We start from the raw sequence: 21,590 nt of genomic DNA, 5'->3' as shown, positions 1-21,590 counted from the left end.
ATTTTTAAGATTCCCAGAAAGTGTAGAAAAAATAAGTAAACTGAAAACTATTGATAATATTGAAGTATATATAAATTTAATATAACTTTTTTCCTATGGTAAAATATTCATGTTTCATCTATCCTAGTTAATGGCTGTGCACTATTCGTGCAGGACTGGGAAGGGGGTAGAATTATGCAACAAGAAATATATACTGAGAATTTAATACATAAAAATGAGAAAAAATATTTTGCCCTTGTTTTAACAATCAGCATAATAGCTTATTTAGCTTTACTTATAAGTATCATTGGCATTTTTATTATTGTCGGCTTGTTTTTAATATCGATGTTTTTTCATGCAATTATGATGGGCCATATTAGATCAAATGCAGTTAAATTAAGTGAGCAGCAGTTTCCAGAAATTTACCAAAAAACAAGGGGATTATCTGCTAAGATGGAACTTCCGTACACTCCAGACATTTATGTAGCTGAATCAGGTGGAACACTTAACGCGTTTGCTACACGTTTTTTTGGAAGGAATATGGTTATATTGTATTCAGAAATATTCGAGCTACATAAAAAGGGAGGAGAAGAGGAACTTACTTTTGTTATAGCTCATGAATTAGCACATATTAAGCGAAGGCATCTATCGAAAATGATGTTTATCTTACCTGCAATGTGGCTGCCTGTTGTAGGGGAGCTATACTTACGTGCATGTGAATATACTTGTGATAGGTATGCTGCTCATTATGTTGGAAACACGGAAGCCGCAAAGAATGGCTTAATGATTTTAGCGGTAGGAAAAGAACTATACCGAGATGTAAATCGCTTAGCGTATGTGGATCAACTTGAAGCGGAACGAGGCTTTTTTGTTTGGTTAAGTGAAATATTATCTACTCATCCACCATTACCCAAAAGAATCCGTGAAATCGGTATATACTTTCAAGATGAAGAATTTATTTCATATATCAATAAATCATCAAACAAGGTCTGGCTATGGGTAACCGCTGGGTTGATTTCATTTGTACTCCTTTCTGCTGGTGGCATTTATGGCATAGGAAAACTGGTTTCTTTTGTTGAGACGATGGAAACAAGTGATTTATTAGAAGATGATATTGTTTACGACGAAGGTGAAGAAGTGAAAACGCCTGATATAATCAATGCGGTCGCAAATAATGATATGGATGAAATAATAAAGTTAGTAGAAGAAGGACGGGACATAGAAGCGCAAGATGCTAACGGAAATACTGCATTAAATTGGGCAGTATTAGACGGAAATGGTACTATTGCCTACTATTTATTAAAAGCTGGAGCAGACCCAAATCAGGAATTATATTATGGTACTACCCCAGTTATGACTGCCGCAGAGCGTGCAAACACGGAGATGTTAACTATCTTATTAAATGCAGATGGGGATCCGAATGTGGCTGATACTGATGGGTGGACATCCTTATATTATGGGGTGCAAGGTGGAAGTGTAGAAGTAGTGCAATTGTTACTACAAACAGGAGCAAATCCGCAGGTTACTGACACTGACGATATGACACCGTTAATGTATGCTATCCAATATGGCATGCATGATATATCGGATATATTGAAAAGACAAAATAAATAAATACTTGAGGAGTGGGAGAATGGTTACAAATCCAGCAGGCTTTTGGGTTAGATTAGGTGCTTTTATTCTTGATGGACTAATTATTGGAATACCTTTGGCAATTTTAGGATTTCTCGTTACTGGAGGGGTGGAAAATAATTCAATTACTAGTTCTTTAGGTTATGCATATACACTGATATTACCAATTGTTTGGTTTGGTTATACAATTGGTAAGAAGATTTGTGGCATTCGAATCGTCAAGGTAAATGGCGAAAAACTTGGTGTTGGTGCTATGTTACTGCGGACATTTGTTGCAGGAATTATTTATGGGATTACATTTGGTATTGCAGGAATTATCACAGCCTTTATGATTGGACTCCGTAAAGATAAAAGAGCAATTCATGACCTGATTGCAGGGACCTATGTTACATATGAAAAACCGTGAAACCAAAAAACAGAGAGAAAAAACCATTTTTAGTTGAAAAGGGATTCCTTAAAGGTAAAGGCCGCTCAAAAGGAGTAATCTTTACCTATAGGGGATACCCTTTTTTTGAAAAGTTCAGTGGGTAACATATTTAGTATAGTTTGAATGGAGTTTGTAAATAAATAGAATCTATTCAGAAAAGTTTGATCTGAATAATTATACATAAATACTTCTTTTTATTAATAAAATAATCCTGAAATAGTTGTATTTCATATGAAAATAAGCTAATATATTTATAATGAATACATCTAAGAGGAGATATTATTAATGAAACTTACATTAAAAAAATCACTGTTTTCATTTATTGCTGTCAGTGCTTTAGCTTTACTTTTGTCAGCTTGCGGAACAAATAACGGTACATCGGATAATGAATCAGGATCAAATGAAAAGAAAGTGTTAAATGTCGGTACGGAAGCAACATTTGCACCATTTGAATTTATGGATAAAGGTAAGATGACTGGCTTTGATGTGGACTTACTTAATGCCTTAGCGGAAGAGGCTGGCTACGAAGTGAAAATGGAAAACACCGGTTGGGATGCAATGTTTGCAGGTTTACAAAGCAAGCAATTGGACATTGGTATTGCAGGTATTACTATTGACAAAGAAAGAAAAAAGACCTATGACTTTTCAGTACCTTATTTTGAATCAATTAGTATGATCGCATTTAAAGATGGTATAGAAATACAGAATGCAGAAGATTTAAAAGGTAAGAAAATCGGTGTTCAAAACGGAACAACAGGACAATTTTCAGCAGAAGCAATTGTTGGAGAAAATTCTTCTGATATTTCCAAGTATGAAACAGCAGCCCTCATGTTTCAAGCCTTACAAAGTGGAAATGTGGAAGCAGTAGTAACAGATATTGCAGTTGCTTTAGAATACGAGAAAAATAATCCTGACAGTGGTGTCCATACAGTTGTAGACAAAGAGCAGTTTGAAGCGGAGTATTATGGTATTGCTTTTCCTAAAGGCAGCGAAATTAAAGATGATTTTAACAAAGCGTTAAACACACTGCTTGAAAATGGGAAATACGTAGAAATTTATAAAAAGTGGTTTAATAATGAAGAACCAAATATTGAGGCATTACAAAACGCAGCAAAATAATTATTGGAAAATGACTTATTTAGTTTTACTTTCCAATTAATATGGGAAATGAATAACATAAGCGGCTGTCCATTTTAGGATAAAACCTATGGGTGGCCGTTTTTATTGAGGAGAGGGGTGGAAATGCTATGAACATTAGATTTGATATTATTGTTGATTATTTGCCATTATTTTTAAAAGGAACATTATTGACTCTTGGGTTGGCGTTAGCGGGGGTGTTGATCGGTCTAGCTTTTGGTTTGGTGATCGGTCTCGGAAAGATGTCAACCAATGCTTGGGTTCGCTTTCCATTTGTCTGGTACGTAAACATTTTTCGGGGCACACCATTTCTTGTCCAAATTTTACTCATTCATTTTGGTATCGTTCCATTATTTATGTCGCCAGCGAATCCAATCGTATCAGCAATTATTGCGTTGTCTCTAAATTCAGCTGCGTATATTGCGGAAATTTTTCGCGCCGGTATTCAATCCATCGATAAAGGACAAACGGAGGCAGCTCGATCTTTAGGTATGAGTCAAATGCAGGCAATGAAATTAGTCATTTTACCCCAAGCCGTAAAACGAATGATACCGCCACTTGGTAATGAGTTTATAGTATTATTAAAAGAAACGTCGCTTGCTGCAATTATCGCAGCACCCGAGCTAATGTATTGGGGACGTGCTGCAGGTGGACAATATCTACGCGTTTGGGAACCATACATTACAGTTGCATTGATTTATCTTGTATTAACATTATCGTTAACATACTTGATGGATTATATTGAAAGGAGAATGAAAACAGTATGATCTCCGTTAAAAATCTAAAAAAATCCTTCGGTACGAACGAAGTATTAAAGGATATTTCAGTTGAAGTAAAACCGCAGGAAGTAGTCGTCGTTATTGGACCATCAGGATCAGGAAAATCAACATTTATTCGTTGTTTAAATTTACTTGAATCTGTCACAGGTGGTAATGTAATAGTAACTGGAAAAGATTTAACAGATAAAAAAACAGACATTAATGATATACGAAAAAATGTAGGCATGGTATTTCAGCATTTTAATTTATTTCCGCATAAAACAATACTCGAAAATATTACGCTTGCACCGATTAATGTAAGGGGATTGAAAAAGCCAGAGGCCGAGGAAAAAGCATTAGAACTGCTAGCAAAAGTAGGACTCTCGGATAAAGCATACGAATATCCGAATTCACTTTCCGGTGGGCAAAAGCAACGTGTAGCAATTGCTCGTGCTCTTGCAATGGAACCAAAGGTTTTGCTTTTCGATGAGCCAACTTCAGCGTTAGATCCTGAAATGGTTGGTGAAGTGCTTGAAGTGATTAAGCAGCTTGCGAGAGAAGGAATGACAATGATTGTCGTTACACATGAAATGGGCTTTGCCCGAGAAGTTGGCGATCGTGTTATATTTATGGATAACGGTTATATTGTAGAAGAAAATGAACCAGTAAAACTTTTCTCCAATCCTCAGCACGAACGGACACAAGCATTTTTAAGTAAAATTTTATAAAAGTGATGTCCTTATTCATCGATGTGCTATTGAGTTGGGCATTTGCTAAGGAACTAGTGTAAATTATTGTGGAATACTCACTCGTATGTGATGTGACATCGTTCATCGTATACAGACATCCTCTAGCGCAGGCGGAACGTACAGCATTATGATGGTTTAAGATTGAATAGGGGTTAAAAATAAAAATTTCTTTATAAAAATAGATTTGAAATACTGATACATGTTATTTTGGCGTCTATTAAGACGCTTCTTTTAAGTGGAATAATTTGAAAATTGCCTCGTTTCATGTCATGCTAAGGTTGAACAACGTTGTTAATAAGGAAGCGATAAAATGACAAATTTGGCTTTTATATTTTTGGAGATTATTCTCCCAGTTTTTATTTTGATTGCAATAGGTGTGCTATTGCAAATAAAATTCAAGCTTGATTTATATACGTTGGCAAAAATTAATATTTATTATTTAAGTCCAGCTTTAATTTTTAGCAAGCTATATGAAAGTTCTTTTTCATTAAAGATATTCTTCGGTGTTATTGCTTTTACATCTATATTTGTGCTTATTTTATATTTTTTAAGTTCAATATTAGGAAAAGTAATGAAACTAGGAAAAAATCAAAATATGACGTTCTCACATAGCATCATGTTCTACAACTCGGGAAATTATGGTATTCCTGTGAATGATCTTGTATTTAAGCAAGATCCACTTGCCATGTCCATTCAAATTGCTGTGATGGCTTTTCAAAATACTTTATTATTCTCTTATGGAGTATTTGCATTAAACTCTATAAATACTGGGAAAATAAAAGCATTGCTAGCCTATTTTAAAATGCCCTTGTTTTATGCGATGCTCCTAGGAATATGTTTTAATTTATTTGATGTAAATCTCCCTATTTCGATCATCACTCCGATACAATATGTATCGAATTCTTTGATAGCGATTGCATTATTAACATTAGGGGCACAAATTGCTAATTTAAAATTGAAATTTACATATGCTCCACTCTATGTAAGTATTGTTTCTCGTTTATTGATTGGACCTTTTATTGCATTCTTACTTATCAAGCTATTCGGGATTGAAGGAATGGTAGCGCAAGCACTTTTCATCTCAACAGCAATGCCAACTTCTGTAAATAGTTCAATTATCGCACAGGAGTATAATAATGAACCTGAGTTTGCAGCACAAACAGTAGTTACATCAACATTTTTCAGCTCTATTACGTTAACAATTGTTATTTATTTGGCACTAAGGCTATTCTAAAGTGTCAAATTTAGACTAATTACAAAACTTTTTTTGTGGAATGATAATAAATTCTGTCAGTTCCTGCTATATTGGGATATTATATAAATAGGCGACTTTTTATTTTCCAAGACTAAATAATACTAGTAAATAGTTTTAGAAAGAAGTGGGCATGAGTGAAAAAAAGTTTAAAAGCAATATTAGCACCTATGAGCAATTCAGAAAAGATCAAGTACATTTGGCATTATTATAGAATACATATAATAGTTACAATACTACTAATACTTGTCGTAGTTTTTAGCATCAACAGTATTAGAAATAAAAAGGATACGATGATGAATTTAATGGTCGTAGGAGAATTAATAAACACGGAAGAAATTAGTGAGTTAAGGAAAGCGCTTAATGAAGACCTATTAAATCCAAAAGAGCAAGAATCGGCTGAAATTAGTGTGCAAGAAGTTATGTATTCTGTAAACGATATGAATCCACAAATGCAGGCAGGTTTACAGAAGATGGCTGCAGAACTTTCCGCGGGATATGTTGATATTCTACTTGTGGAGAAAAGTTTTTTTGATGAGATGAATAAAGATGATCAATTGTTAGATATTCAACAATTATATGGTAAGCCATTGCCAGTCGCGGAAGATGATGTACATTTTGCGCAAGATAAAGATAATATGGCCACTGGTATAAATGTTGCTGCAATAAAGCAATTAAAAGATGTCATTTTGGATGAAAATATTGTAATGTGTATACCGGCTAATACAAAAAACATGAAGTTTATTACTAGATACTTGCAATATAGTTTAAAATAATACGATCAAACCTTACTTTAGAAGGAAAAAAGGGAAATGTCATAGAGGTAAAGTATTTAAAACTGGGGGGAATTACGATGCAAATGGGTGGCCTCATGGGAGGATTTTATAAAATATCCGAATGGATATGGAGATTTTTTTATATTAATATTTTATGGATCGCCTTTTTAATTCCGGGATTGTTCATTTTTGGCTTTTTTCCGTCAACTGCTGCAATGTTTGCAGTTATACGTAAGTGGGTGCAGGGAGAAACTGATATTCCGGTATTTAAGACATTTTGGGCATCATATAAAGCCGAATTCATAAAAAGTAATCTACTTGGGCTTGTTATGGCCATAGTGGGATATATTCTAATTATCGATCTGAAATTCATTCAAGCAAGTACAAGTAATTTTGTTAGTTTACTTCATATTCCTTTAATAGCCGTATTATTTATATTTGGGTTAGTTTTATTATATATATTTCCAGTATTTGTTCATTACGATGTAAAGCTATGGCAAGTTATAAAAAATTCATTTCTCCTAATGATTATGTTTCCTATTAATACTATTATGATGGCAATTATCAGTTACCTCATTTATTTTATTATGCTGAAGGTTCCTGGGTTGATCCCAATCTTTGGTTTTAGTATTATTGCATTTGCATTATCATGGGGCGCAAAAATTACATTTACTAAAATCGAACTAAAAGAAGAACAAAGAATACTTAAAGAAAATGAGCAAAATATGACTGATACTGTATAAATAATTGGAAACTAAAAAAAATATATTAAAAGAAAGCAGGTATAGCAGATTCTATACTTGCTTTCTTTTTTTCGAAATGTGTTGCTTTTCTTTATAAATATCAGTATATTCCTATATTAGGCAATGCATCTATTAAAATGAAGGAGGAAAACAAATGATTCATGAAGATATGAAGAAAATTGTTTATGGAGGCGATTACAATCCGGAGCAATGGCCTGAGGAAATTTGGCATGAGGATATGAGGATTGTAAAGCTTGCTGATATTGATATTATGTCGGTAAATATTTTTGCATGGGCGATGGTTCAACCGGATGAAAATACATATGATTTCACGCAACTTGATCAAGTAATGGATCTGCTTTATGAAAATAATATATATGCGTCATTAGCCACAAGTACAGCTGCACATCCAGCTTGGATGGCTAAAAGATATCCTGATATTTTACGTGTTGACTTTGATGGAAGGAAAAGGAAGTTTGGTTTGCGCCATAATTCCTGTCCAAACAGTCCAACATATCGTAAATATGCAGCAATGCTTGTGGAAAAAATCGCCCAAAGATATGAGCATCATCCAGCACTAGCTGTTTGGCATGTATCAAACGAGTATGGGGGCGATTGCTATTGTGACAACTGTGAAAGAGCATTCAGAGTTTGGTTGAAAGCAAAATATAAGACACTTGATGTTTTGAACAAGGCCTGGAATACAAGGTTTTGGGGTCACCTCTTTTATGATTGGGATGAGATTGTACTACCGAATAATTTGAGTGAACATCTTGGCACAGATACATTTACGGCTTTTCAAGGAATTTCGCTCGATTATCGCCGCTTTAATTCCGATAGTATGCTAGATTGTTTTAAGTTGGAATATGACATTATTAAAAAGTATACACCGGATGTGAAAATTACAACGAATTTAATGGGACCATATAAGCCACTAGATTATCAAAAATGGGCAAAGTATATGGATATTGTCTCTTGGGATAACTATCCTGACCTTGGTGCGCCAATGAGCAAGGTAGCAATGAATCATGATCTTATGCGTGGCTTGAAACAAGGTGAGCCGTTTATGTTGATGGAACAAACGCCAAGTGTGACGAACTGGCTGCCATATAACTCATTAAAAAGACCAGGAGTAATGCGTCTTTGGAGTTATCAATCAATTGCTCATGGAGCCGATGCGGTGATGTTTTTCCAAATACGTCGTTCTATTGGTGCCTGTGAAAAATATCATGGTGCTGTAATTGATCATGTTGGACATGAGCATACTCGCGTATTTCGTGAAGTCGCTACACTTGGCAAAGAACTGACACTACTAAAAGATAAAGTTGTTGATGCCCGAACAAATGCTAAAGTTGCGATTATATTTGATTGGGATAATTGGTGGGCTGTTGAACTTTCAAGTGGACCGAGTCGGGACTTAAAATATTATGATGAAGTATGGAAATATTATCAGGCATTTTATGAACAAAATATTTCTGTAGATATCATCAGTGTTGAAGATCCCATAGATGGCTATTCGGTTGTGGTTGCACCGGTTTTATACATGACGAAAACCGGACATGCAAAGAGAATCGAAGAATTTGTTGAAGGCGGAGGAACATTTGTAACAACATTTTTCAGTGGGATTGTAAATGAGCATGATCTAGTAATTACTGGCGGCTATCCAGGTGAATTAAGAAAACTACTCGGAATATGGGTGGAAGAAATTGACGCATTACCACCAGGGAAAACAAATGAAATTATTATGGATTCAAATGTAAATGGTTTTAAGAAGACTTATACTTGTTCATTGCTTTGTGATATTCTTCATTTGGAAGGTGCGGATGCGATTGCTACGTATGGCCAAGACTTCTATCAAGGAACACCTGTGATAACTAAAAACAAGTATGGTAATGGGACAGCATGGTATGTTGCCACTAGCATGGATGATGCATTTATGAATGATTTTGTTGAACAACTCAGTAAAGAAAATAACATTAAATCAATTCTCGGACAAAAAGCACCAGTCGGTGTTGAAGTGACAGTAAGAGAAAAAGATCAACAATCGATCATTTTTATCTTGAATCACAATGAGCATCAAGAAACTTTATCATTGAAAGGTGCATATACAAATTTATTAACGAAAGAGCATGTGAGTCAGCAATTAATTATTGAAGCTAGGGATGTAATTGTATTAACAAATTAATATTTGCTAGAAACATCAAGTAGTGAGCCTTGTTGTTACACTTCTAATTTTAGAGGAAAAGATGCCTTTAATGTATCAATACCAAGAGGAAATACCGAAACTAGACATTCGGGTGCAAGCATAAACAATTATCCGTTCAGATTGGGGATTTAGCAATGGAACATTAAAAACTTTTTCAAATCAGAAGTTTGGTAGAAGTCTACATTTATTTACTGAATTGTGCGAATTGTTATATTGTTATAGGTAAACGGGGATGTATCAACATTTTGATGGAGATGTTCTTTATCCATTCGGTCATGGATTTCGTATTCGAATTTTATATATCATGATCATTCATTGTCGGAATCAGCCATCGCTGTATATTAAGATGAAAATCAGGTGTGGACAATAATGAAGGCACTAAAGCTATTAAATTTGAAATTTTTTCACCCTTAGTGTTGAAAGTTCCCTTTAAAGTTAGTGAATATTCACTCAATTGAAAAGAATAAACGAACCTTTCGAAAATGTGAAGGTTCGTTTTCTATATGTTTTTTATTACAAAATGGGAGTATTTTATGAAGGCATATGTCATCCGTAAATTTAATGATCTTAAATTAAAGAATAAATTAATGTTTTCATTTGTCGGAGTGATTTTTCTTCCAATATTAATTGTCGGTATTTTTTTAACGCAAGAGTTGAGAAAAATGGCGTTAAATGATGCATTGGAAGTAACGCAAATGAATGTTGAACGAGTAAAGAAGCGAACAGATGAGTTGCTAAAAATACCAATTTACATTTCCAATAACTTGCAATTCGACGCTAGGTTAAAGAGCTTAGCTAATGAGGAATACGATTCAATATATGATGTAGTAAATGCATATAATAATTATAAAGACTTCCAATACTACGAGGAACTTTATCCTATAGTCGATCATATTTATTTTTACATGGATAACCCCTCTATGCTAAATAATTGGTCCTTTTTACCTTTAGACGATAAAGTTAAAAATGAAAATTGGTATCAAGACGCAGATAAGGCGAATGGTTTGGTTAAGTGGAATTATATGACTAATCCAACGCAAGGAAGTGAGAAGCAATTAAGCCTCGTAAGGAAAATGAATTTCTGGGATTATAAAACTTCCGGGATACTTGTTATTACAATTGATCAAGCGCAATTAAATTTGATTCTAGACCAAGAATCCTCCATAACTGTGATTACTGATGAAAACAATCACGTTGTAGCGACTAATAATCAAGATTTGATAGGAATGGAGATTGCAGGATTAATTGATTCCACATTTACTACAGATCAATTGCCAATTACGATTGAAGGTAAAGTAAATGGTGAGCCTTCTCAAATTATTGTCGACTATTTATTAACAGAAGCGAGTGGTAATCAATTAAAAGTTATTTCCGTTGTTTCAACAGAGCATATTGTGAAGGATGCCAACCGTTTAAGCCTACTTGGAGTAACAATTACGGCTATTGCTGTATTCATGGCATTTTTATTAATTTCAGGTGTATCATGGCTATTGGCAAAACGACTCTCAAATTTAAGCGAAAAAATTAGTCATGTTGCTGCTGGAAATTTAGAAACCAAAATATATATTGATGGAAATGATGAAATTGGGCAATTATCTCAGCAATTCAATAATATGGTTGGTAATATTCGGCAATTGATTGACCAAGTATATGAAAGCAATCGGCAAAAAAATATAATTGAAAAACAACAAAATAAAATCAAATTTAAAATGTTGGCGAGTCAAATCAACCCACACTTTTTATTTAATACACTTGAAGCGATTAGGATGAAAGCCCATATGAAGGGTGAAAAGGAAATTGCGGATATCGTCAAATTACTTGGTAAGTTAATGAGGAAAAGTCTTGAAACAAGCGGTGCGAAAATCCGCTTGTCAGATGAAATGGAAGTAGTACGTTGTTATTTGGAAATACAAAAATTTAGATTTGAAGATCGTCTGACATATGATCTTCAAATAGAGGAAGATGTAGAATTGGTGCTTGTCCATCCGCTAATCATTCAACCATTAGTGGAAAATGCTGTTATTCATGGTCTAGAAGAAAAAGAAAAGGATGGGAAGGTCATTGTAAAGGCATACATGAAAGATGCCTCCCTTTATGTTTCAATTGAAGATAATGGTGTTGGAATCCAACCAGAAAAAATTAAAGATATATATTTATCATTAGAGGATCAAAGTGAAAAGGATGGTATTCGAATCGGTTTACGTAATGTCCATCAGCGTCTAGTACTTACGCATGGAAAAGATTCTGGACTGGTTATTTATAGTAAAGAAGGTCTTGGAACTAAGGTCCAGTTTAAAATACCTGGAGGGGAATAAAATGCATAGCGTTGTCATTGTGGATGATGAACCGACTATTCTTGAAGGATTGAAAACACTTATACCATGGAATGAGCAGGGGTTTGATGTAATTGCGGTTGCAAAAAATGGTGTGGAAGGAATTCAATTATATCGGCAATTAACTCCTGATTTAATGATCGTTGATATTAGAATGCCTCAAATGGACGGGTTGACTATGATGAAGGAGATTCGTCTACAATCTCCAAATGTTCATTTTTTAATTTTAAGCGGGTATGCTGATTTTGATTATGCTAAACAAGCGATAAAATCAGGTGCGGATGGGTATTTGCTAAAGCCATTAGATGAAGATGAATTAATTCAGTCTTTACACATAATCAAGGTAAAATTAAAACAAATGCAGGTTTTGGAACAAATGAAAGAGCATAATAAAGAGAAAACAAGACATCGTCTAATTAAATTACTCCTAACAAATGATCTCATACTAGATGAAAGTGAAATTGTTCATTTTCAAGAACATTTCGGTCTCATAAATGCCGAATTTCAAATTATCTTACTAAAAGAAATAGAAAGCAGAAATGATATGCAGCGTCAGTCATCGGAATGGAAACTAAAATTGAAGGCTATTTATGAAATTAGTAAAAGAGGGTATGTATTTGAAAGACAGGATGTACTAGGGTTACTACTATTTAATGAAAATAGCAATAAGATTCAGACGTCTACAATGTTTAAAGAAATTTCTGAAGTCATTGAAACAGAAAGATTTTATGCTGTAGTAGGGGACGAAGTCGATCAATTGAAAAATATCAGTCAATCATTTGAAACCGCGTTACAATTAATGGACCGTCGCTTTTATTTTGAAATAGGGAAAATTTTAAATAAATATGAACATGCTATTCTGCAATATTCTCCTGACAACATAGTGAATGATTTTCAAAAGAATGAAATTGAGGACAAGCTTTATTATTCCTTAGAAATAGCAGATTATAAAATGTGTAAAAAAATTATAGATGAATTCGTAAAAGAAGTGAAAGTACGGCTACTATCAAAAGAGGAGATAATAACTTTAAGTATACAAATATACACAGGTTCGTTAAGTAAAGTGATGACTGCAAATCCAAGTTATAAGCCTTTCATAAATTCAATTCTAGCAAAGAGTGCCGATATTTACGAAATGGATTCACTACCCAGCATAAGAAGTTTTTTATTGGAACAAACTAAGAATGTTGTCCAATTTTTGGATAATGGAAAAACAGATATTATTGTAAATAAGATGATTGATTTGATTAATAAGAGCTATGCTCAAAATATTCGCCTCGAAACACTTGCCGAGGTATTTAATTATAATAGTGCATATTTAGGTAAACTTTTTAGAAGTAGCACAGGCGTATATTTTAATACGTATTTAGATCAAGTGCGGATTGAAAAAGGGAAAGGTTTATTAAAAAAGGGACTAAAAGTCTATGAGGTAGCTGAACAAATCGGGTATGCAAATGTAGATTATTTTCACAAGAAATTTAAATTTTATACTGGTTTTTCTCCTTCTCGATTTCGAAAAGAAGTAGAAAGTATTAATGAAAAATTGTGATGTTTTACTTTATCAAAAATTCCTCTCTATCCTTACGAGAGGAATTTTTTCTGTGAGAAAAAAAGCGATTTAAATCAAACTTTTAGGTACATCACAAAAATGCGTTTAACAGGACATTTATAGTTTTTAAAATAATATGTAAACGGATTCTACAATTGTTATATGAATTTAGTGCTAATTTTTAGGGTATTTATTAGCCTTAATATTAGGTAGAATTAAGTCGAAGGAGGGGGTTAAATGAAGGTAATTACAAAGGAGTCTAATGGGAATATTAAGTTAGAGGTTAAGAAGAATAGTTTTTGGAAAGTGTTTTTCAACCAAAAGGCACTATACATGATGTCACTCCCCTTTGTTGCATGGGTCTTTGTTTTTAACTATCTTCCATTGTGGGGATGGTCAATGGCTTTTCAAAACTTTCGGCCCGCAAAATCATTTTTTGAACAGGAATGGGTTGGACTAGAACATTTTATAGCTTTATTGAGTGATGAACGTTTTTATATGGCTTTTAGAAATACTTTGGCCATGAGTTTATTAGGTTTATTAGTAGGTTTTACGATTCCAATTTTATTTGCTGTTTTTTTAAATGAAGTTCGTCATTCTTCCTTTAAACGAACGGTACAAACGGTTACTTATTTACCGCATTTTGTTTCATGGGTAGTTGTAGCTGGTATAGTCGGTAAAATGTTATCCATTGATGGCGGTATAATTAATGATTTACTACTGAAGGTTGGTATTATTGATGAGCCTTTTCAATTTATGGCAAAAGAAACCTGGTTTTGGGGAATTGTTACCGTTTCAGATTTATGGAAAGAGATGGGTTGGAATGCCATTATCTTTTTAGCCGCGATAGCTGGACTTGATCCGCAACTTTATGAAGCGGCAAAAGTAGATGGAGCTAGTAGACTTAGACAAATTTGGCATATCACTTTACCAGGAATTCGGCCGACGATTTTAGTTGTTCTTATTTTAAATATTGGTCACTTGATTAATATCGGATTTGAAAAACAATTTTTACTAGGGAATTCTTTAGTTACTGATTACGCAGAAGTGTTAGATTTGTATGCGCTTAACTACGGTATTGGATTAGGAAGATTCTCATATGGTACTGCAATTGGTATTTTTAATTCCGTCGTAAGTATTTTATTATTACTTCTAGCTAATGGTATATTCAAACGATATTCAAATCAAAGTGTTATGTAAGGAGGATAACTAATTGGGCACGGTAACTAAAAAGAGTCACGGAAGTCCGAGCATTAGGGGGCATCTGTTTGATATAATCAACTATACTTTTTTAACAATCATTATGATTGTTACATTATATCCTTTTTTGAACGTCTTAGCGATTTCATTAAATGATTCAACAGATACGATAAGAGGAGGCATTTATATATGGCCGCGGGAGTTTACTTTATCTAATTATATTGAGATAGCAAAGTATGATAACTTAATTACCGGATTTACTAACTCTGTTTTACGAACAGTAATAGGTACGGTTTTAGGTGTGTTTTCCTCCGCGATGGTCGCTTTTACATTGAGTCGTGTTGATTTCCAAGGCAGACGCTTTGTTTCAACTTTTATCGTTCTAACGATGTATTTTTCAGGGGGATTAATTCCGGGTTACATGCTCATCAGAGAATTACATCTGATCAACACGTTCTGGGTTTATCTTCTACCGGGTTTGGTGAATGCATTTAATATTATTATCATTAGATCATTCATGGATGGCATCCCATTTTCTTTGCAAGAATCTGCGAAAATGGATGGGGCCAATGATTTTACTATTTTTTATCGTGTCATCCTGCCGTTGTGTAAACCCGTTTTAGCCACAATTGCTTTATTTGTTGCAGTAGGGCAATGGAATAGTTGGTTTGACACCTATCTATATAACAGCATGAATGAAAGTTTAACAACTTTGCAATATGAGTTAATGAAAATTTTGGAGAATACGCAAATGGGTAGCGTTGATGCTAATCAACTTCGAGGTCAAGAACAGCAAGCTAACCAAGTTTCACCGGATTCTATTAAAATGGCCATAACGATGGTTACTGTAGTACCAATTATCGTGGTCTATCCATTCTTGCAAAAATATTTTATACAAGGTATGACTTTGGGAGCAGTGAAACAATGAGGGTAAATCATGGTATAGCAGGTATCTTGTAAATTCAATAAATTTCAGTTACTTAGGGGGAGAAAATTAAATGAAGCCATTTAGAAAGATTTTTAGTTTACTATTATTTGCGATGATTTTAACTATTATGGTAGCTTGTCAAGCAAAAGAAGGAGCTTCAAAAGAAGAAGGTAAATCAAATAATTCGTCAGGTGATGATAAGTCATCAATTGAATTGACCGTGTTTGATTCTGATGCAAACGCTGATTGGGAAAAGATGGAGAGCCCAGTAGGTGTGAAAATTAAAGAAGCAACCGGCGTTACACTTAAACCTGAGTTTGATATTAATGGCGGTCAACAAAAAATAGCATTAATGGCTGCTAGTGGGGAATATCCTGATATGATTATTCCAAAAGGAGAAGCAGGAACACTCGTGGATGCTGAAGCTTTAATCGATCTAGCACCATTGATTGAAGAGCATGCTCCTAATCTTAAAAAAATATATGGTGAGGATTTAAATCGCTTGAAGTGGAGTAAGGAAGATCCATCCATTTATATTTTAAGTACTTCTCCAGCTGATGCAACTTATTATACACCTGGTATGGGAGTTAGTATTCAACATGATGTAGTGAAAGAATTAGGTTATCCAGAAATGCATACCCTTGAGGACTATGAAAGCGCAGTCAAACAATATATAAAAAAGTATCCTGAAATTGATGGACAAAAAACAATTGGTTTATCCCTTTTAGCTGATGATTGGCGTATTCAACCATCAACATTAAATAGTGCTTTCTGGGCAACTGGTGGCTCGGATGATGGTGAATATTATATTGACCCAGATACACATGAAGCGATACTACATTATCGTCGTCCTGTTGAAAAAGATTACTTCCGTTGGTTAAATCATATGAATGCTGAAGGACTATTAGACAAGGAGAGTTTTGTACAAAAATATGATCAATATTTAGCGAAGCTTTCTTCTGGTAGAGTACTTAGCATAATGGATCCAGATTGGTCTGTTTCACAAGCCCAAAATGCATTACGTGAATCAGGTATGCATGAAAGAATGTATGGAACATATCCAGTCACATTAAGTGAAGAGTATAAACATACAAACTTCCAAAGCCCTGGTTATCAAGTAGGTTGGGGAATTGGAATAACAGTGGATTGCGAAGATCCTGTTCGTGCAATTAAATTTCTGGACTATTTGGCATCTGAAGAAGCACAAATTATGACAAATTGGGGCATTGAGGGAGAACACTACGAGATAGTAGACGGGAAACGTGTTATTCCTGCGGACGTAATGGAACAACGCGACAATGATAAAGACTTTGCAAAGGAAACTGGTATTGGATACAATTTCCAAAGATTTGCGCCGAGATATGGTGATGGTGCTACTGACTCAACGGGTCAAACATATACAATTGCTTCCCCTGAACAAATTAAAGAATCTTATACAGATGTAGAAAAAGAGGTACTTGACGGATATGGTGTTGAATTATTTAAAGATTTATACCCTCAAGAGGATGAGTTCCCTGTAAAACCTTGGGGTGCTGCTTACAATATTCAAATTCCAGCTGGTTCCGATCTTGAATTAATTAACCAAAAGGTGTTAGATCTTGCTAAGAAACGTGTTCCAGAAGCCATTCTCGCTAAACCCGCAGATTTTGATAAAGTATGGGATGCATTTATGGATGATTTAACTAAAGCAGGAGTAGAACAAGGAGAAAAAGAGTTTACACAACTAGTTCAAGATACAGTTGAATTATGGAGTGAATAAATTACTAATTATATCATCGAAAAGGTTCATTTTTCATGAACCTTTTCTATTTAACCGATCTACATCTATTAGTATAGAATTTTCCTAGTAGCAAAATACTTAGTAGAACGAAAGCAAAAATATGTCGGGTATTTCTATCGGTCAATTACTTGTAATGATTTTAGTATAATATATTTATTTAGATCAAAGATTGATAAGTAGTTTTAATCAATGCAGTGAAAGTATTTAAAGGTTGAAATAATTAGTAATTGTTATTAATGACGATATTTAACAATATGAGGTGACGATATGAAATTCGCAGATGGTAATTGGATGATTCAACAAGGCATGGATTTAATTCCTGCTGTTCAAGTATTTACAACTAATGTGAAGAAGAATGAAGTGGATGTACTCGTAGCACCAAGAGATGTAGAATCACGCTCAGGTCAATTAGATGTACCATTATTAACAATACGCTATTCCACGCCAATTCAAGACGTTATTTCTGTAGAAGTGATAAGACATGAAGGACGTAAAAAGCGTAAACCAGCATTTGAAGTATTTGAGCAAGCAGAAACGAATCTAGATGTTGCTGATCTAGGAGACTTTTTAATCCTAACGAGTGGTGAAGCAAGTGTAAAACTGCCGAAAAGCAAAGAGTGGAGTGCGGAATACTTTTATGGCGAAAAACAATTAACTAAAAGTGATTTTAAAGCAATTGCTCATATAACTGCAGATACCGGCAAGACGTACATAAAAGATGAGTTGAATTTATCAGTAGATGAATTAATTTATGGTCTGGGAGAACGATTTACGGAATTTGTAAAGAATGGACAGACCGTAGATATATGGAATAAAGATGGTGGCACAAGCACAGAACAAGCATATAAAAATATCCCATTCTATCTATCCAATCGAGGCTATGGGATTTTTATTAACCATCCTGAAAACGTTTCATTTGAAGTTGGCTCAGAAAAAGTATCGAAAGTTCAATTTAGTGTGGAAGGTGAATCTCTTCATTATTATATTATTGGCGGGAGAACGTTAAGAGAAGTAGTGAGCAACTATACATCTCTTACAGGAAAACCAGCACTCCCACCAGCTTGGTCTTATGGACTATGGCTAACGACTTCATTTACAACTAATTATGATGAGCAAACAGTAAATGAATTTGTAGATGGCATGTTAGAACGTAATATTCCATTAAGCGTATTCCATTTTGATTGTTTTTGGATGAAAGGTTTCCATTGGACTGATTTCGAATGGGATTCTCAAGTATTTCCTGATCCAGCAGGAATGTTAAAACGGCTAAAAGATAAAGGTTTAAAGATCTCCATTTGGATTAATCCCTATATTGCACAGCAATCCTCCCTTTTCGCGGAGGCATGTGAAAAGGGTTACCTTATACATCGGCCAAATGGTGATGTATGGCAATGGGATAAATGGCAACCTGGCATGGGTATCGTTGACTTTACCAATCCGGAGGCATGTGAGTGGTATGCAAATCATTTACGACGACTTGTCGATATGGGTGTAGACAGTTTTAAGACTGATTTTGGAGAAAGAATTCCGACAGACGTTGTTTATCATAACGGAGAAGATCCACAGAAAATGCATAATTATTATGCCTTTCTATACAATAAATTAGTGTTTGAAGTATTGGAAGAAAAATTAGGAAAAAACGAGGCTGTTTTATTTGCACGTTCAGCAACGGCTGGTGGTCAGCAATTCCCAGTTCACTGGGGTGGTGATTGCTATGCAACCTACGAATCAATGGCTGAAAGTTTGCGTGGCGGTTTATCTTTAGGGCTATCAGGTTTTGGATTTTGGAGTCATGATATGGGCGGATTTGAACAAACTGCAACACCAGATCTTTATAAACGCTGGACTGCATTTGGTCTAATGTCGACACATAGCCGTTTACACGGTAATCAATCATATCGAGTTCCGTGGATATTTGATGAGGAAGCGGTAGATATAACAAGGTTTTTCTCGGAACTAAAATCTTCATTAATGCCATATATATATAGTTCATCGATTGCATCTGCGCAAGAGGGAGTTCCTATGATGCGGGCAATGGTTTTAGATTATACCAATGATCCAGCATGTAAATATTTAGATAAACAATATATGTTCGGTGATTCATTGTTAGTTGCACCAATATTTAATGACGAAGGTGTTGGACGTTTTTATTTACCGGAAGGCAAATGGACACATCTACTATCAAACGAAGTAGTCGAAGGCGGAAGATGGCAACATAAGGAGTATAGCTACTTTGATTTACCATTGTATGCAAAGCCAAACTCAATCCTTGCAATTGGATCAGAAAAAACGACAACGGATTACGATTTTGCTGATCAAGTTACGTTACATTTATTTGAACTTGAAGATGAGCAACAAGCTGAAACAACTATCTACAATACGAAAGCTGAAGCGGAGTTAATAGTGAAGGTAAAAAGAAGAAGAAACGAAATTACCATAGACGTAGAAAATTACGCAAATAAAGATTGGACATTTGTATTACGGAATTTATTTACTGCTAATGAAGTGAGAGGCGCAAAGCAAAATATAACAGATGAAGGATTATCGATAGAACCAAAAGAGAAGAATGGTAAAATCATGATAATACTTTAATATCTAAATAAGTGCCCAAAAGCGTAGCTTTTGGGCACTTATTTATTACACAAAAAATAAATACTAGGAAAAATTGTTTTCCTATTTCATAGACCCTACCAAAATGAATATTATGTAATATAAACGCAATGTTGAAAAATATAGATGTAAACCAATCCTTTCGGCTATTCATAGATCTCTGGCTAGGATATTAAGACCATGGTTGAATTTATTTAAATAAATTCAACTAAAATAGCAACATCTCACTGTAAATAGTCGTCTATATGTACGATGATAGAAGAGTAACCACTTTAAATAATTATCTATTTATCATACAAATAGAAGTATTTATGTAGAATTAACATATTTTTGTTTACAAACTCATATTAACTAATATAATATGATTATATTTATCTTTGGAAAATTTTGATAAATAAAGGGGGTAGAATTATTTGCTACTTGAAAAAACAAGAAGTAAAACGCTTAGTGGAAAATCTATGGTAAATCAATTGATGAATACAGCAAGTCCTGATGTCATAATAAGACGAAGTTTAGAAGGTATCTTCCTAGAAGTTTCAGACACCGTAAAAATTACATATGGATATGATCCAAAGGAATTAATCGGAAAATTAAGCTATGATTATATTCATCCAGACGACATTGGTGAATTTTTACTTCCGTTTGCTAATGGGGATATGGAAATTGCTACATTTACATACCGGATCAAAAATGCCTGCGGTAAATATATTTGGACAGAGACAACTGTTTCTGTTATAAAGAATCCTGCCTCGAATGAACCAATGGAAGCCATATCAATATGTAGGGATATTTCTTCCCGAAAAAAAACTGTAGATCAATTAATTGAAGCGGAAAATCTATCGCTGATTGGACAACTTGCTGCGGGATTAGCGCATGAAATTCGTAATCCTCTTACAACGGTGAAAGGATTTCTTCAATTATTATCCTCGGAGACAGTCATAAAAAAAGAATACTTGTCTTTAATGCAAAGTGAAATTGTACGGATTGAACAAATAACCCAAGAACTTATGGTATTAAGTAAGCCATCAATTTATAATAAGCAGCATTTGAATATTATTAAAATCATTGAAGAGGTAACATTATTACTCGAGGTACAGGCATATAAAAATAAAGTTCAATTTCTAATCAAAACCATATGTTCTTCAATAGAAGTTTTTTGTGATGAAAAAAAGATCAAACAAGTATTTATTAATTTAATTAAAAATGGAATAGAAGCAATGAAATCAGGTGGGACATTAACGATAAACGTATCACGTGATGATCTACGAAAAAAAGTTAAAATAGCAATTATAGATGAAGGCTGTGGAATTCCTCAATCTGTTCTGGAACAAATTGGTCAACCATTTTTTACAACAAAGAATTCGGGTAATGGACTTGGGTTAATGATGAGTAGTAAAATCATTGAAGAACATATGGGTCATATTAATGTACGTAGTGAAGTTGGTACGGGGACGACATTTACTGTAGACCTCCCAACATAAAAGATAGTATAAAAGAGGAGCAAGTCTCCGACCAATGCTATTATTTGTTA

Annotated in this window: 16 protein-coding genes; all 16 read left to right on the top strand. The window is 34.2% G+C overall.

The genetic code is table 11. From position 1 onward, the window contains the following. The first annotated feature begins 174 nt into the window (after positions 1–174). The 16 genes from MHB53_RS06920 (at position 175) to MHB53_RS06845 (ending at position 21,540) form a co-directional block, all read left to right on the top strand. The gene (locus MHB53_RS06920) at positions 175–1,593 is read left to right on the top strand and encodes a M48 family metallopeptidase (protein WP_340916523.1); all 1,419 of its coding nucleotides are present in this window, start codon (positions 175–177) and stop codon (positions 1,591–1,593) included. Between the two features lie 19 nt (positions 1,594–1,612). Continuing rightward, positions 1,613–2,017, top strand: a complete 405-nt coding sequence (locus MHB53_RS06915) for an RDD family protein (protein WP_340916522.1) — start codon at positions 1,613–1,615, stop codon at positions 2,015–2,017. A 306-nt stretch (positions 2,018–2,323) separates the two neighbouring features. Then, positions 2,324–3,157, top strand: coding sequence for a basic amino acid ABC transporter substrate-binding protein (locus MHB53_RS06910; protein ID WP_340916521.1), 834 nt, complete (start codon positions 2,324–2,326; stop codon positions 3,155–3,157). A 128-nt stretch (positions 3,158–3,285) separates the two neighbouring features. After that, positions 3,286–3,942 (top strand): amino acid ABC transporter permease, encoded by a 657-nt coding sequence (locus MHB53_RS06905; protein WP_340916520.1) that lies wholly within the window; start codon positions 3,286–3,288, stop codon positions 3,940–3,942. Next, positions 3,939–4,661: an amino acid ABC transporter ATP-binding protein gene (locus MHB53_RS06900; RefSeq protein ID WP_340916519.1), complete on the top strand. Its 723-nt coding sequence runs from the start codon at positions 3,939–3,941 to the stop codon at positions 4,659–4,661. The genes MHB53_RS06905 and MHB53_RS06900 overlap by 4 nt, the downstream gene beginning before the upstream one ends. Positions 4,662–4,992: 331 nt before the next feature. Further along, positions 4,993–5,916 carry an AEC family transporter gene (locus MHB53_RS06895; protein WP_340916518.1) on the top strand — a complete coding sequence of 308 codons (924 nt, stop codon included), beginning with the start codon at positions 4,993–4,995 and terminating at the stop codon, positions 5,914–5,916. A gap of 155 nt (positions 5,917–6,071) precedes the next feature. Then, positions 6,072–6,710 (top strand): hypothetical protein, encoded by a 639-nt coding sequence (locus tag MHB53_RS06890; RefSeq protein ID WP_340916517.1) that lies wholly within the window; start codon positions 6,072–6,074, stop codon positions 6,708–6,710. A 77-nt stretch (positions 6,711–6,787) separates the two neighbouring features. Continuing rightward, a complete protein-coding gene (locus MHB53_RS06885; protein ID WP_340916516.1) occupies positions 6,788–7,453 on the top strand; it encodes a YesL family protein in 666 nt (221 codons plus the stop codon). 154 nt (positions 7,454–7,607) lie between these two features. Continuing rightward, complete coding sequence (locus tag MHB53_RS06880; RefSeq protein ID WP_340916514.1) at positions 7,608–9,638, top strand: beta-galactosidase; 2,031 nt, start codon at positions 7,608–7,610, stop codon at positions 9,636–9,638. A gap of 554 nt (positions 9,639–10,192) precedes the next feature. Continuing rightward, positions 10,193–11,974 (top strand): sensor histidine kinase, encoded by a 1,782-nt coding sequence (locus tag MHB53_RS06875; protein ID WP_340916512.1) that lies wholly within the window; start codon positions 10,193–10,195, stop codon positions 11,972–11,974. 1 nt (position 11,975) lies between these two features. Then, positions 11,976–13,541, top strand: coding sequence for a response regulator transcription factor (locus tag MHB53_RS06870; RefSeq protein ID WP_340916511.1), 1,566 nt, complete (start codon positions 11,976–11,978; stop codon positions 13,539–13,541). A gap of 237 nt (positions 13,542–13,778) precedes the next feature. Beyond that, complete coding sequence (locus tag MHB53_RS06865; RefSeq protein ID WP_340916510.1) at positions 13,779–14,741, top strand: ABC transporter permease; 963 nt, start codon at positions 13,779–13,781, stop codon at positions 14,739–14,741. Positions 14,742–14,754: 13 nt separating this feature from the next. Further along, positions 14,755–15,669, top strand: a complete 915-nt coding sequence (locus MHB53_RS06860) for a carbohydrate ABC transporter permease (protein ID WP_340916509.1) — start codon at positions 14,755–14,757, stop codon at positions 15,667–15,669. A 70-nt stretch (positions 15,670–15,739) separates the two neighbouring features. Then, a complete protein-coding gene (locus MHB53_RS06855; protein ID WP_340916508.1) occupies positions 15,740–17,428 on the top strand; it encodes an ABC transporter substrate-binding protein in 1,689 nt (562 codons plus the stop codon). Between the two features lie 288 nt (positions 17,429–17,716). After that, the gene (gene yicI, locus MHB53_RS06850; protein WP_340916506.1) at positions 17,717–20,041 is read left to right on the top strand and encodes an alpha-xylosidase; all 2,325 of its coding nucleotides are present in this window, start codon (positions 17,717–17,719) and stop codon (positions 20,039–20,041) included. A gap of 431 nt (positions 20,042–20,472) precedes the next feature. Further along, positions 20,473–21,540, top strand: a complete 1,068-nt coding sequence (locus tag MHB53_RS06845) for an ATP-binding protein (RefSeq protein WP_340916505.1) — start codon at positions 20,473–20,475, stop codon at positions 21,538–21,540. The last annotated feature ends 50 nt before the right edge of the window (positions 21,541–21,590 follow it).

The sequence above is a fragment of the Bacillus sp. FSL K6-3431 genome (genome assembly GCF_038002605.1).
GTDB lineage: Bacteria > Bacillota > Bacilli > Bacillales > Bacillaceae_C > Lederbergia.
Note: the sequence above shows the minus strand (reverse complement) of the source record. Positions and strands in the feature narration are given on the sequence as shown.

What these genes read in the sequence shown, in the direction of transcription:
- MHB53_RS06895 (WP_340916518.1), top strand. Translation starts at nt 4,993, where the DNA reads ATGACAAATTTGGCTTTTATATTTTTGGAGATTATTCTCCCAGTTTTT.
- MHB53_RS06910 (WP_340916521.1), top strand. Translation starts at nt 2,324, where the DNA reads ATGAAACTTACATTAAAAAAATCACTGTTTTCATTTATTGCTGTCAGT.
- yicI (WP_340916506.1), top strand. Translation starts at nt 17,717, where the DNA reads ATGAAATTCGCAGATGGTAATTGGATGATTCAACAAGGCATGGATTTA.
- MHB53_RS06920 (WP_340916523.1), top strand. Translation starts at nt 175, where the DNA reads ATGCAACAAGAAATATATACTGAGAATTTAATACATAAAAATGAGAAA.
- MHB53_RS06885 (WP_340916516.1), top strand. Translation starts at nt 6,788, where the DNA reads ATGCAAATGGGTGGCCTCATGGGAGGATTTTATAAAATATCCGAATGG.
- MHB53_RS06855 (WP_340916508.1), top strand. Translation starts at nt 15,740, where the DNA reads ATGAAGCCATTTAGAAAGATTTTTAGTTTACTATTATTTGCGATGATT.
- MHB53_RS06905 (WP_340916520.1), top strand. Translation starts at nt 3,286, where the DNA reads ATGAACATTAGATTTGATATTATTGTTGATTATTTGCCATTATTTTTA.
- MHB53_RS06880 (WP_340916514.1), top strand. Translation starts at nt 7,608, where the DNA reads ATGATTCATGAAGATATGAAGAAAATTGTTTATGGAGGCGATTACAAT.
- MHB53_RS06900 (WP_340916519.1), top strand. Translation starts at nt 3,939, where the DNA reads ATGATCTCCGTTAAAAATCTAAAAAAATCCTTCGGTACGAACGAAGTA.
- MHB53_RS06870 (WP_340916511.1), top strand. Translation starts at nt 11,976, where the DNA reads ATGCATAGCGTTGTCATTGTGGATGATGAACCGACTATTCTTGAAGGA.
- MHB53_RS06875 (WP_340916512.1), top strand. Translation starts at nt 10,193, where the DNA reads ATGAAGGCATATGTCATCCGTAAATTTAATGATCTTAAATTAAAGAAT.
- MHB53_RS06915 (WP_340916522.1), top strand. Translation starts at nt 1,613, where the DNA reads ATGGTTACAAATCCAGCAGGCTTTTGGGTTAGATTAGGTGCTTTTATT.
- MHB53_RS06865 (WP_340916510.1), top strand. Translation starts at nt 13,779, where the DNA reads ATGAAGGTAATTACAAAGGAGTCTAATGGGAATATTAAGTTAGAGGTT.